The 13,181-nt window shown below is 63.8% G+C and carries 14 protein-coding genes; all 14 read right to left on the reverse strand.

Features of this window, described 5'->3' with window-relative positions; all coding sequences use genetic code 11:
• Positions 1-61 precede the first annotated feature (61 nt).
• Entirely contained in the window at positions 62-532 is a 471-nt protein-coding gene (locus X730_RS145370) for a VOC family protein (protein WP_023826827.1), read from the reverse strand.
• Between the two features lie 20 nt (positions 533-552).
• Entirely contained in the window at positions 553-1,647 is a 1,095-nt protein-coding gene (locus X730_RS145365) for a hemolysin family protein (RefSeq protein WP_023826828.1), read from the reverse strand.
• Positions 1,648-1,675: 28 nt separating this feature from the next.
• Complete coding sequence (ybeY, locus tag X730_RS145360; RefSeq protein ID WP_023692587.1) at positions 1,676-2,182, reverse strand: rRNA maturation RNase YbeY; 507 nt, start codon at positions 2,180-2,182, stop codon at positions 1,676-1,678.
• Positions 2,183-2,199: 17 nt separating this feature from the next.
• Positions 2,200-3,276: a PhoH family protein gene (locus tag X730_RS145355; protein WP_196813585.1), complete on the reverse strand. Its 1,077-nt coding sequence runs from the start codon at positions 3,274-3,276 to the stop codon at positions 2,200-2,202.
• A complete protein-coding gene (gene miaB, locus X730_RS145350; protein ID WP_023826829.1) occupies positions 3,276-4,685 on the reverse strand; it encodes a tRNA (N6-isopentenyl adenosine(37)-C2)-methylthiotransferase MiaB in 1,410 nt (469 codons plus the stop codon). The genes X730_RS145355 and miaB overlap by 1 nt, the downstream gene beginning before the upstream one ends.
• A 76-nt stretch (positions 4,686-4,761) precedes the next feature.
• Positions 4,762-5,562 carry a 1-acyl-sn-glycerol-3-phosphate acyltransferase gene (locus X730_RS145345; RefSeq protein ID WP_023740770.1) on the reverse strand — a complete coding sequence of 267 codons (801 nt, stop codon included), beginning with the start codon at positions 5,560-5,562 and terminating at the stop codon, positions 4,762-4,764.
• Between the two features lie 28 nt (positions 5,563-5,590).
• Positions 5,591-6,085 (reverse strand): ribosomal protein S18-alanine N-acetyltransferase, encoded by a 495-nt coding sequence (gene rimI / locus X730_RS145340; protein ID WP_023669542.1) that lies wholly within the window; start codon positions 6,083-6,085, stop codon positions 5,591-5,593.
• Positions 6,085-6,762, reverse strand: coding sequence for a tRNA (adenosine(37)-N6)-threonylcarbamoyltransferase complex dimerization subunit type 1 TsaB (gene tsaB, locus X730_RS145335; RefSeq protein ID WP_023711441.1), 678 nt, complete (start codon positions 6,760-6,762; stop codon positions 6,085-6,087). Before tsaB ends, rimI begins: the two co-directional genes overlap by 1 nt.
• 107 nt (positions 6,763-6,869) lie before the next feature.
• Positions 6,870-7,985, reverse strand: coding sequence for a DUF1513 domain-containing protein (locus X730_RS145330; RefSeq protein WP_023826830.1), 1,116 nt, complete (start codon positions 7,983-7,985; stop codon positions 6,870-6,872).
• Between the two features lie 3 nt (positions 7,986-7,988).
• Complete coding sequence (locus X730_RS145325) at positions 7,989-9,068, reverse strand: imelysin family protein (RefSeq protein ID WP_023682016.1); 1,080 nt, start codon at positions 9,066-9,068, stop codon at positions 7,989-7,991.
• Positions 9,068-10,657 carry a di-heme oxidoredictase family protein gene (locus X730_RS145320; RefSeq protein ID WP_023703488.1) on the reverse strand — a complete coding sequence of 530 codons (1,590 nt, stop codon included), beginning with the start codon at positions 10,655-10,657 and terminating at the stop codon, positions 9,068-9,070. Before X730_RS145320 ends, X730_RS145325 begins: the two co-directional genes overlap by 1 nt.
• Positions 10,658-10,669: 12 nt before the next feature.
• Positions 10,670-11,155, reverse strand: coding sequence for a bacterioferritin (gene bfr, locus X730_RS145315; RefSeq protein WP_023669537.1), 486 nt, complete (start codon positions 11,153-11,155; stop codon positions 10,670-10,672).
• Positions 11,121-11,432, reverse strand: a complete 312-nt coding sequence (locus tag X730_RS145310; RefSeq protein ID WP_023669536.1) for a (2Fe-2S)-binding protein — start codon at positions 11,430-11,432, stop codon at positions 11,121-11,123. The genes bfr and X730_RS145310 overlap by 35 nt, the downstream gene beginning before the upstream one ends.
• Positions 11,433-11,491: 59 nt before the next feature.
• Positions 11,492-12,784: an imelysin family protein gene (locus X730_RS145305; protein WP_023692591.1), complete on the reverse strand. Its 1,293-nt coding sequence runs from the start codon at positions 12,782-12,784 to the stop codon at positions 11,492-11,494.
• Between the last annotated feature and the right edge of the window lie 397 nt (positions 12,785-13,181).

Below are 13,181 nucleotides of genomic sequence, written 5' to 3' on the forward strand. Positions count from 1 at the left end.
GCGCGAATCAAGAGCCAAGATTTATCAGATTTATTGAAACGCGAACCGGCCGATCGCTGCGCTATCGGTGCCATCCCTCGATGGTTAGCCCGCTCAGTTGCTCGGCCTCCTCGCGCGGCACGGTGCGCAAGGTCTGGGAGAAGGTCCAGACATGGCCTTCGGGGTCGCGCGCCCGATACTGCCGTTCGCCGTAGAAATGGTCGGCAGGCCCCTCGACGATTTGGGCTCCAGCCGCCATTGCCCGCTCACAATGCACGTCCAGGCCGTCTTTCAGACGCACACAGACCGACTGAGTGTTCTTGCCGCCGACGCTTACCGGACTGGCAATATGATCGGCCCATTCGGAATCGACGATGATGTAGCCGTCGCCAAAACGCATTTCGGCATGGACCAGCCGTCCGTCGGCATCGCTGACCACCATGCTCGGCTCGAAGCCGAAGGCCGTTTCGAGCCATTTCAATGCGGCTCGCGGGTCCTTGTAGAAGACACCCGAGCCAAAGGTTGAGTGCTTGAAGGGATCGTCGATCGTCATCGGCCGGGCAACGTTCTGTCCTAGGCCTGCTCGGTGCGGGGGGCGGTCACGCGGCGGCGACGCTCGCCCTTCTGGTTCTGGACGATGCGCACCCGCTTGACGCGGCGCGGATCGGCGTCGAGCACGTGGAATTCGAAGCCGGGGATGGCTTGCACAACCTCACCACGCGCGGGCACGCGACCGAGCGTGTTGAAAATCATGCCGCCGATCGTGTCGACATATTCACCATGCTCACCGGCGGTAAAGTCCTCGCCGATCATCTTGGCGACCTCGTCGATCTCGGCCTTGCCGTCGACGACGAACACGCCCTCGCCGGTCTGGGTGATCAGCGGCTCGTCCTCGTCATGCTCGTCCTCGATATCGCCGACGACCATCTCGACGATGTCTTCCAGCGAGGCGAGACCATCGGTGCCGCCATATTCGTCGATGACCAGCGCCATCTGGGTTCGCGTCGTCTGCATATGGCCCATCAGGTCGGAGGCAAGCATCGAGGGCGGCACGAACAGCACCGGGCGGATCAGATTGAGGTCGCCGATGGTGCGGCCGAGATCGACCTGAGCGAGGTCGAGAAGCGTCGTTGCCGGCGTCTTCCTGGATGTTCTGCCCTTCTTGACCCGGGCGACCTTGGTGATGTGGGCCAGCACGTCGCGGATGTGAACCATGCCGCGCGGATCGTCGAGCGTCTCGGAATAGACCGGCATGCGGGAATGGCCGGACTGCTCGAACAGACCGAGCAGATCGCCCAACGTCGTGGTGATCTCGACGGCCTCAATATCGGCGCGCGGCACCATGACGTCCTCGACGCGTACCTCGCGCAGGCGCAATATGTTGTTGAGCATGGCGCGTTCGCCGGGCGAGAAAGACCCGGCATCGCTGGTCGTTTCGGCAAGCGCGCCGGCGATTTCCTCGCGCAGGCTGGTGCCGTTCCGCTGCCTGAAAAGGCCCAAGACGCGGTCGAACAGGGACGGACCGGCAGGCGATGGCTCGCTGGCAATACCACCAGAAGCGAGGCTGCCGGAACTGGGACTCGGACTCGATCCCTCTTCCGTCGTATCGGAAGGCTTTGTCGCACTGCCAGCCTCGGGGCGGGCGGCAGTTTCTGGTTTGTCGTTCATCGTCGTCCGGTCAATTGGTCTTTTGTCATTACGTGTAGGGATCGGGAATGGCAAGCCTTGCGAGCGCTGAGCGCTCGATGGCTTCCATCTCCTCGGCCTCTGCATCGGTCTCATGATCGTAGCCCAGCAAATGCAGCAGGCCGTGGATGACGAGATGGGTGATATGGTTCTCGAAGGGCTTGTCTTCCAGGGCTGCTTCGCGCGCCACCGTCTCGGCGGCCAGCACGATGTCACCCAGCATGGGCGGCAGCTTGCCACCCCTGGGGAACGGAAAAGCAGGGAAAGACAAGACGTTGGTCGCCTTGTCCTTGCCGCGCCAGCCGGCATTGAGGGTACGGATATGGGCATCGTCGGAAAAGACGATGCTGAGTTCGGAAGGACCGGCAGCAGCGGTTTCGGCAAAGGCAGCCGACACGGCGCGATTGACCAGACGCGTCAGCGCCGCCTCGTCGGGCCAGTCGCCGGCCCCGACCGACATATCGATCTCGACGGGAACCGAACTATCCCCGCCGCCAGGTCTTATGTCTTCAGGCATGAGCCCGCATCGTCACATCAGCTCTCGGCGCCGAGGCCGCGCGCCAGCTTGGCGTCGCGGTCATAGGCCCTGACGATTTCGGCCACCAGCGGGTGGCGCACAACGTCGACATCGTTGAAGCGCACGGTTACCGCGCCGGCCACGCCGTCAAGGACACGCAAGGCTTCGACGAGGCCCGACTTGGTGCTTGGAGGCAGATCGATCTGCGTCGGATCGCCGGTGACGATCATGCGCGAATTCTCGCCGAGGCGGGTCAAAAACATCTTCATCTGCATCGGCGTGGTGTTCTGCGCCTCGTCGAGGATGACGGCGGCATGCGCCAGCGTGCGGCCGCGCATGAAGGCCAGCGGCGCGATTTCGATGACCTCGGCAGCGATAGCACGCTCGACCTTGTCGGCCGGCATCATGTCGTAGAGCGCGTCATAGAGGGGCCGCAGGTACGGATCGACCTTTTCCTTCATATCGCCGGGCAGAAAACCCAGCCGCTCGCCGGCCTCGACCGCTGGCCGTGACAGGATGATGCGCTCGACCATGCCGCGTTCGAGCAGCATCGCCGCATGCGCCACCGCCAGATAGGTCTTGCCGGTGCCGGCGGGGCCAATGCCGAAGACAAGTTCCGAACGCTCCAGTGCCCGCATATAGGCGTCCTGATTGAGCGAACGGGCATAGATCGTCTTCTTGCGGGTGGAGATCTGGGCGGCCGAGACTTTGCCCTTGCGTTCCAGCGTCGGCAGCGTCAGCTGGTCGTCGGCGGCAATCGCCATGCGCACGGCGCCATCAACGTCGGACTGGCCGATATCGGTGCCCTTCTGGAGAATGCCGTAGAGATTGTCGAGCGCGCGGCGCGCCTGCTCGGCCGCCGAGGCCGAGCCCTTGATGGTCAGCTGGTTGCCGCGCGAGCGGATGTCGACGCCGAGCTTCTGCTCAAGCCGGGCCAAATTCTCGTCGAACTGACCGTACAGGGCGCTGGCAAGCTTGTTGTTGTCGAAAGTCAGAACGATGTGCGCCATGTCAGAGGCCCCGGATGTCTGGTTCTGGGGCAGAGTCTTCACTTCAGCAGCGCTCAACCGTCTCTCCTCATCTGCCGAGGCCATCAAGCCAACTCGGCGAACAGGCTATTGTAGCCCGTCTTCGTGATTCGCACCCGGATAATGTCACCGATTTCGCCGGCCTTTTCATCAACAATAACCGGCTGCAGCCAGGGCGAGCGGCCGACCTTCTGGCCGGCCTGACGGCCGGGCTTCTCGATCAGCGTGTCGATGGTGCTGCCGACCAGGCCCAGGCCGAAATCCTGCTGTTGTTTCAGCAGCAGCGCCTGCAGGCGTTGCAGGCGCTCGTCCTTGACCGCTTCCGGCACGTGATCGGGCATATCGGCGCCCGGCGTGCCGGGACGCGGCGAATATTTGAACGAGAAGGCCGAGGCGTAGTTCACCTGGCCCACCAGATCCATCGTCGCCTCGAAATCGGCGTCGGTTTCGCCGGGGAAGCCGACGATGAAGTCACCGGACAGCGCGATGTCGCCGCGTGCAGCGCGGATGCGCTCGAGCAGCGCCAGATAGTCCTTGGCCGTGTGCCTGCGGTTCATCGCCTTGAGGATGCGGTCTGACCCGGATTGCACCGGCAGGTGCAGATAAGGCATCAAAGCCGGGAGGTCGCGATGGGCAGCGATCAATTCGTCGTTCATGTCGCGCGGATGGCTGGTGGTGTAGCGCAGCCGCGCCAGGCCGGGAATTTCGGCTAGCCGGAACAGCAGACGGCCAAGCCCCCATTCCATGCTATCCTCACCCTTGCCGTGCCATGCATTGACGTTCTGCCCCAGCAGCGTCACCTCGCGCACACCGGCATCGGCCAGCCGCTCGGCTTCGGCGACGATCTGCGCCACCGGCCGCGACACTTCCGAGCCCCTGGTATAGGGCACGACGCAGAAGGTGCAGAATTTGTCGCAGCCTTCCTGTACCGTGAGGAAGGCGGTGACGCCGCGCTTGATCATTTCGGCACGCTTCGGCTGCGGCAGATGCTCGAACTTGTCCTCGATGGCGTATTCGGTCTCGACGATCTTCTCGCCGCCACGCACCCGGGCCAGCACATCGGGCAGCCGGTGATAGGTCTGCGGGCCGATGACCAGATCGACAGCAGGCGAACGGCGGATGATTTCCGGGCCTTCGGCCTGCGCGACGCAACCGGCGACGCCGATCAGCATTTCGCGCCCAACTGCTGCGCGTTCAGCCTTCATGTCGCGGATGCGGCCGAGCTCAGAATAGACCTTTTCCGCCGCCTTCTCCCTGATATGGCAGGTGTTGAGCAGCACCAGGTCGGCGTCGGCGATGACATCGGTCGCGGTGTAGCCGTCGGCGGCCAGCGCATCGGTCATGCGCTGTGAGTCATAGACATTCATCTGGCAGCCATAGGTCTTGACGAAGACCTTTTTGGCCGGGGCGGACGCCGCAGCAGCGCTTTGCGAGGCGCTGTCGGTTTCGTTCCGCTCTATCGTGTTCAAATCCATCCGGCGGCTTCTAACGCCTTTCCGTGACAAAAAACAGACGATTCTCGGGCATCGGCCTGTAGGCGCTCGGCCTGCGCTAGCGGCTCGGTCGGGGATCGGCGAGCGCGGCCTGCATCATGGCGCGCACCTTGCTTTCCATCAGCCTCGACGTTTCCTTGCGGTTCGAGCCCTTGGAAAAGGCGATGGGCTCGCCGAAATGCACCTCGACGTCAATGGCGCCTTCGGCCATCAGCACCTTGAGATGCGGCATCAGGTCCTGATCGCCGATCCAGGCAGCGAGCGGCCGGTGGCGACGGCCGAGAGGCACGCCGTGCACCCGCGTGTAGGCAATCGCCAGCGGCTGGATGAAGACCTGCTCGGCCGCGCCTTCCGAAATCGCCATCGAGGCGGCGCCGAACAAGGTGCTCTTGAACGGCAGGATGGTGTTGCCGTCGCCGGTAGAGCCCTCGGCAAACAGCACCATGGCGTCGCCCTTGGCCATGCGGCTGGCGATCTCGCTGGCCTGGTCGCCAGCTGTCCGCTTGCGCTCGCGTTCGATGAAGACCGTACGCTGCAGTTTCGACAGCCAGCCGATCAGCGGCCATCCCTCCATGTCCGCCCGAGCGATGAAGGTCACATCGGCAAAGGAGCCCAGCACCATGATGTCGGTCCAGGAGATATGGTTCGAGGCGACCAGCAGCGGGCGCTGGCTGGACAGCGCACCTTTGACATGGATGCGCAGGCCGAGCGTCCGGACGATGAGGCTGTGCCAGGCCTTCAGAATGACCGTCTCGCGCCAGATTCCGGTCTTCATCGACAGCAGCTGCAAAGGCACAAGGACCAGCGAACCGATGACAACGAGGCTCAGCGCCAGGAAGATCCTGATTTTTCCGATCATGCAGCTTGGCCCTGCCCCAAAACTTTGGCTAGCGAAGATCGCGGCGCATGACAAGCGCGCCGGTAGGACCATGTTCGGTCGAGCGGTAATAATTGGCGCGGTGGCCGACCTGGCGGAAACCCAGCCGCCGGTAGAGGGCGATGGCAGCGACATTGGTCTCGTCGACCTCAAGGAACAGCGCCTCGGCCCGCTGCGCATGCAATTCGCGCAGTACCGCGTCCATCAACTGCCAGCCGAGCCCCTGGCGGCGATGCGAGCGCGCCACCGCCACGGTCAGAATCTCGCCCTCGCCGGCTGCAAGCCTGGCCAGCACGAAGCCGACCGGCGGCTTGGCGCCCTGGCCGATTTCGCGCGCGGCATAGCCGAACACGGTTTCCTGTTCGAGCAACGCGGCGAACTCGCCATCGGTCCAGGGCCGGACGAAATCCTCGCGGTGCAGCACCGACGCTGCCGGGCTGTCGGCGATGGTCAGCGGCTCGAGCGCATAGTCCCTGCGGCGCGGCTGGAGGAAAGGGATGCGCATCACTTTTCCTGCCTCAACAGGATGAACCCGGCCTGCGCCTTGGCATCGGCGCCGCGCAGATAGAGTGGCTTCGGCTTGTCGCCCTCACCTTTTGCAGCGGCGAGCCGGGCGTAGACGGCAATGTCGGCGGTGGCAGCCGTCGGGCCGATATCGAAATCGCGACCGGCCGCGGCTGCGATCTGCACGGCGGCCGTGCCGGCAAGCACCGGACGATTGTCCGCCGCCATTCCCGCGGCTTGGGCAAGTGTGGTCACAGCCGGACCATAGCGCAAAATCGCTTCCGCATCGTAAAACGCCGCATGGATCTCCTCGCGGCCTGCATCGAGAGCCGCCAGGATCGGGCGGCCGGGAAATGCCGCCCTCGCCTCGGCCGCCAGCGCCTCCAGTGTCGTTACCCCGATCGCCGGGATCTTCAGCGCCAGCGCCAGGCCGCGCGCCGCCGAGACGCCCACCCGCAGGCCGGTGAAGGAACCCGGACCGATGGAGACCGCAACGGCGCCAAGGCCGGCATAATCGGTGCCGTCCGCTTTCAACGCTTCGTCAATGACAGCCATCAGGTGTTCGGCGTGGCCTTTGCCGAGATCGAGTACCGAGCGGCCGAGCTCTCTGTCGCCCGATGCGTCATAGACGCAAGCGGCGCAGAGATTGGCGGCACAGTCGATGGCGAGCAGTTTCATGGGCGACCGGTTCGAAAAACAGTCTCCCTCTGCCCGCCACGGCGCGCCGCCGCAAGAGCCAGCGCGTAAATTGTTAAGCGGCTTCGCTTCGGTGCAGGCCGGACGGCTTACGCCGCCGGCGCGATGCGCAGCATGTGGTTGTCCCAGACATAGTCGGGCTCGCAGCGCGTCGCGCCGCTGCCTTCGATGATTTCGCCGGCACCCGTGGTTGCCATGAAGCCCGGGCCGTCGGGCGCCAGGCCGCAGACCTCGACCAGCGCCTTGGTGGCGACGATCTTGCCGCTGGCGGCGTCGATGACGGCCAGCGAATTGCCTTCCGGCGAAGACACCGCGACCGTGCCGGCAATCGGGTTGGCGGCGACCGAGCCGATGTAATTCCGGAAGCCGGATAGCACGTCCTGCGGCATGTCGAGCAGCTGCAGCCCCTTGCCGCGCGTGGCGCGGCCGACCAGCGGTGGCCGCTCGGTGCCCGGCCCGCGGTACTGGCAGCCGAACCAGATGGTGCCTGTGGGGTCGGCATCCATGTGGCGAATCGACAGCTGGTGCAGAGCCGGCGGCAGTTCGTGCTTTTCGATGAGATCGCCGGTTGTGCGATCGACCAGCACATAGGACGGCTTCATGGTGGCGATGTTGAGCTCGGCGCGGCCATAGTCGGGATGGGTCTCGATGCCGCCATTGGCGATGGCGATCGTCCGGCCGTCTCCGAGCAGCAAGAGCTCATGCGGCCCCATGCCATAGGTCGGAAACTCGCCGATGCGGCTGAACTTGGCCCGTGCGTCGTAGATCCCGACGACGCCGGCGGCATTGTCGAAATTGTTTTCGGTGGCGTAAAGCAGCGCGCCGTCGGTGGAAAACACACCGTGGCCGAAGAAATGCCGACCGGTGATGCTGGCGATGGTCAGCGGCGGCTCGCGGCCGGCATGGTCGAAGACCACGGCGAAGGTGCCGGGTTGCCGGGCGAAGACCACGGAGCGCTTTGAGACCGGATCGAAGGTGACGTCGTGGCCACGGTCGGGCAGGTCGATCGCATGCAATACTTTTCCGGCTTCCGACAACACAGCGGCGCCAAAGCTGCCGTCGCGCTTGCCGAAGGCGGTGGCAAAGACGGCATCGGCGGCAAGCGTGTCCGCCCAGGCCCGCGGCGCCATTGACGCGACGAAGCCGGCGCCGGCAGCTCTGAGAAAATCGCGGCGGTCCATCAGCGGCGTGCGTGTCGCAACCATTGGTCAGTCCCCGTCCAGTGACGAAAAGCCGGCGGTCAGGCCGAACTCGGCGGTTAGCCGGGTGCCGATCAAGCCCGACAGGCTGGAGGTGATCAGCGCGAAATGTTCGAGTTTTCCGCGCTCCGCGGGATCGGCGAGCGTCTTGTCGATCCGACCCTGGATGGATTTGGCAGTGGCAACGCCATTGATGAGCTGGATATGGATGGATTCCGCCATCCATCTGCTATCCTCGGGCAGCGCGTCGCCGAGCTTCGAGGCCTGGAACAGCGCATCAATGCCGGAGAGGTTGCCGGCTAATGAAAGGCCGGTGTTTTGCGAGCGCCAGTAGATCGCTTGCCTCGGCTTGTCACCCTGCGGTTTGGCGCCGAGAAAACCTTTGAGGCGCACGTCGCGCACCATTTCGAGTTCATTGATGAACACGCCGACCAATTCGGTCACCGCTTCAGTGCCGTCGCGGTAAAGCGCATTGTCGGGTCCGGGATTGGCCCACAGGCCTGCAAAACCGTCCGGTTTTTTCCAGGCGGCGTCGACATCGGCCGCCATGGTCTCGATATTCTTGGCGATCGCCGCGCCATAGGCGCAGCGATAGGGCTCGTCCTTGCCGACGAGCGTCTCGGCGCCGTCGCCGTAAAGCACGAACTCAAGCGCCCCTAATCCCTGCATCGCGACACTCTTGCCCGCCAGCTGCGCCGGATCGGTGGCGGTCGGATCCTTGCCGGCCAGCGCCGCCTGCACCTGCTTCAGGCCGATGCTCTTTCGGTCCGGCCAGTAGAGCATGCGCTCCAGCCGGTTGTTCTCCTTGATTGGCCCGAAGCCGATGATTTCAGCCGACGACCAGGCTGCGACCGTGGCCGAGAATCCGGCATGCGCGGCATCGAGGTTACCCTGCGACGGCGCCTGGCAGAGCGCGTCCATGGCCTTCGCCAAGGTGCCGGCATGGCCATGCAGGCTGGCATAGGCGGGGCGGACAAAGCCGTCGATCGCTCTTTGGATCACGTCGGAGGCTTTCACCGAGGCCGATGCCGGGGACGCACCGAACAGAGCCAATGGGAGGAGTAGAACAGGCAAAACCCGCTTGAGCATCAGAATGACTCCAGGAATTTGATGAGAGCATCGCGGTCGGCCGTATTGGCGGCGGCGAAGCGATCGCGCGCTTTCTGCCCCTCGCCACCATGCCACAGGATCGCTTCGGCAAGCGTGCGCGCACGCCCGTCATGCAGGAAGAAAGCGTTGCCGTTGACGGTCTTTGTCAGGCCGATGCCCCATAGCGGCGGGGTGCGCCATTCACTGCCCGTGGCATCGCCCACCGCCTGGCCGTCGGCAAGGCCAGGCCCCATGTCGTGCAGCAGAAAGTCGGAATAGGGCCAGATCAGTTGGAACGCCTGCGCCTTGTTCCCGCGCATGGTGACGAATTTCGGCGTATGACAGGCAATGCAGCCCATCTCGTAGAACAGCTTCTTGCCGGCGAGCACGGCGGGTGCGCCGACATCGCGCCGCGCCGGCACCGCAAGGTTCTGCGAATAGAAGGTGACGAGGTCCATCACCGGTGGTGGCGCCTCGACCGGGCCGAGCCGCTTCTGCACGCCATTGGGCATGGCCAAACAGGCCTCTTCGGCTGCGGTGCAATCGCCCCAGTGACTGGGCTCTTCCGGCGTCGAAATGCCGATGTCGCCGGCAAAGGCGTCCGCCGCCTGCTGGCGGATCGACGCGGTCTGGGCCTTCCAACCGAAGCGGCCAAGCGTCAGTTGCCCACTGCTGAGGTCACGCACCATGTTGGGCTTGCCGGAAATGCCGTCGCGGTCGTCGGGATCGGCATGGGCAAGGAGGTCGGCCGGCGCGATCTGCTCGATCAGGCCAAGGCCGATCATTGGCGGCGTCAGGCGCGGCGACAGCGTGGTGCGCGGGTCAAGCGGGCCGTAGCCAAGCCCGTCGACCGAATAGCTCGGCTTGCGCAGCCAAACCAGGCTGCCGTCGCCGAGCGTGACCTTTTCCTCGCGATAGTCGACATACATGCGGCCTTCGCCCTTGAGGCCGGGCACCGCCAGTCCCTGCAACTGCGCGCCGTAGACCGGATCGGGGAAGTTCAGCACCTTGTGCGCGGCGATCTCGGTCTTTTCCTCGGCCGTGCTCGCATCGCGCGCTAGCCGCAGGAACATCGACGTGGTGCGGCTGTCGGCGGCCGGCGGGCGGCCGCGGCCATCCTTCAAATGGCAATTCTGGCAGGCGCGCTCGTTGAACAGGGGTCCGAGACCGTCCGAGGCCTGGGTCGAGGATGGCGACGACACCCAGTTCTTGCGGAAAAGCGCATTGCCGAGCTTGAAATTGCCCTGTTCCTCGAAGGTAATGTTTTCAGAGGGTTGCGAGAAGGCGTCGCGGTCGACCTGCTTGCGCGACGTGCCGGCGCCGCCTTGCATCGTTTCGAAGGATTCGGGCTTGGAGAAATCCTGGGTTGGCCTGGTAACTGCAAGGACGCGGGCCTGGTCCTTCGGCGTCAGGTCGGTGCGGCTCGTGGCGAGGCCGACCGGTTCCGACGATCCGGCCAGGGCCGGGGCCAAAATTGCCGCCAGGGTTACAACCGAAAGCCCGCGAAAGGCCTGATATCGCGGGTTTTTGAGGAGCAGCGGGCCGGCGGCCCGCCGCAAGCGGCGCAGAATATCTATGGGGCGCCGCATTCCTGCATGGTCCTATTCCGCCTCGTCCGCCGATGCGGCGTTGAGCTGGCCGTATTTTTCCTCGCCGATCGAGGCAAGGAGGTCGAGCTGCGTCTCGAGGAAGTCGATGTGACCTTCCTCATCCGCCAGCAATTCCTCGAACAGCTTCATCGTCACGTAGTCGCCGGCTTCGTTGCAGATCTCGCGCGAACGCTTGTAGGCGGTGCGTGCGTCATATTCGCCGGCGAGATCGGATTCGAGCACTTCCTTGACGTTCTGGCCGATGCGCAACGGCGCCACGGACTGCAAATTGGGATGCCCTTCGAGGAAGATGATACGGGCCACCAGCCGGTCGGCATGGTGCATCTCCTCGATCGATTCGGCGCGTTCCTTCTTTGCCAGCTTGGCATATCCCCAATCTTCGAGCAGGCGGAAATGCACCCAGTATTGATTGACGGCGCCAAGCTCCAGGAACAGAGCCTCGTTAAGCCGCTCGATGATCTGCGGTTCGCCTTTCATGGATTCTGCTCCCATATTGGACGCGCAGGCCTCTGACGCGATCCAGGTGTGAAACGATGTCCACGCCGCTCGCCTCCGAACGGGTGTGGTAATTTTCGGTGACCCGAATGATCGTTTCGACCACATTTGGGAAGCAGCCGCAACAGCGACCGCGCTTTTGCATCGTGTGATAGACCTTCGCCGGCACGATCAGTTGCCAGGGGTCCTGATCCAGCAGATCGACGATCGTCTGCTCAATCTCCTTTTCGGTGATGATGTTGCAATGGCAGATCAGCATGGATTGGCTCTGGCTGACGGCGCCCCTCCGCGCCGTTTGGCTGGTAGTTGGTTGGGGTGCTACTTGAACACCTTGTCCGGTGCGTCGAGGCTGTCGGACCCCTCGAAGGCTATGTTGTTCAGGTTCAGCGCGCCGACGGCGCGTTCGATCGACTTGGTCTGGTCGACCAGCGCGTCGATTGCCGCCTGCACGGTAGCATTGCCTTCGGTGTTGCCCTCGGCGATCTGCTGGTCGTAGGCCTCGCCGGCCACTTCCCGCGCCTTGATCGCCTCCATCTTGGCGACCGAGACATCGAGCTTGTCGGACAGTTCCTTGTCGATCGCCGGATCGGCCGCCTTGACCATATCGTGCACCGACGGGCCTGAAACGACGGTGCCGTCGATGCGCGTGTAGCTGGCGAGATAGGCGGCGCGGATGCCGATGGCGTCATAGAGATGCGAGTTGTAGGTATTATCCGAGAAGCAGTCGTGCTCCTCTTCGGGATCGTGCAGCAGCAGGCCGAGTTTCATGCGCTCCCCGGCCAGTTCGCCGTAGGACAGCGAGCCCATGCCGTTGAAGATCACCGAGATAGCGGTGTTCGGCTGGCCATCGACGAGGTTCTTGCGGGCGGCGCCGTCTTCCTTCCAGTTGCCGACCATCTCCTGCAGGTCGGAGACCAGAAGATCGCTGGCCGACTTCAGATACTCGGCCCGGCGATCGCAATTGCCGCCGGTGCAGTTCTTGAGGTCGTAGTCGGTGTACGGACGCTCGCCGGCGCCCGGGCCGGTGCCGTGCAAATCCTGGCCCCAGAGCAGGAATTCGATGGCGTGATAACCGGTGGCGACATTGGCCTCGATGCCGCCGGCCTCCTGCAGCGTGCCGGCGAGGAACTCCGGCGAAAGCTTCGAGGCGTCGACCTTCTTGCCGTCGATCTCGATGTCCTTGTTAGCGATGACATTGGCGGTGTAGAGCGCGTTGGCGTCGGACTCGGTGCCGTAGCTCTTGGCGACGTAGTCGATCAGGCCTTCGTCGAGCGGCCAGGAGTTCACCTTGCCTTCCCAGTCGTCGACGATCTTGTTGCCGAAGCGGTAGACCTCGGTCTGCTGGTAGGGCACGCGCGACGCCTTCCAGGCATCGCGGGCGGCATTCAGCGTGTCCGCCGACGGGTTGGCAAGCAGCGCGTCGACAGCCTTGTCGAGCGCCTGCGCCGTGGTCAGCGAATCCTCGTACTTGGCCAGCGCGATGTCGGAATAGGTCTTGATGACCGCCTTGGCATCGATCTCCGCCGCCTTGGCCGGCAGGATGAAAACCGCCGCCGTCAACATAGCCGTGGCACCGATCGCAGCCAGTCTGCCGCCATATCGCGCTGTCATCATCAGTCTCCAGTTCAAAGGGGATTCGGTAAAAGGCGCGCGTGCCAAACGGTGCCGGGACATAGGCATGCCGTAGGACACCACAGATGCCGCGCCGCTCTGCGGCTCACGGGAGAAAGACACCAAATGCCTCCAATCGAACGGGTTCAAGGCCCAAACATCAAAGGGATGCGCTGACGCGCGAGCCTCCATAAAACGATGGCGAGGCCGGAAGTCAACTGGTGAACCCTAGAAAATTCAATTGAAACAACAGTTTAGAATTATTCTAAACTAGCACTATCAACTTTAAATCGTAGCCAGCAGCCAAGGTGAGAGACGCCGCGATTGACAAGCGACCGTTCCGGGTGCGACCCGGACCGGGGCTCTTGCGACGGCGGCAGACAATCGCCATCTGGCG

It is taken from the genome of Mesorhizobium sp. L103C131B0 (assembly GCF_000502275.1).
In the GTDB taxonomy this organism is placed as follows: Bacteria; Pseudomonadota; Alphaproteobacteria; order Rhizobiales; family Rhizobiaceae; genus Mesorhizobium.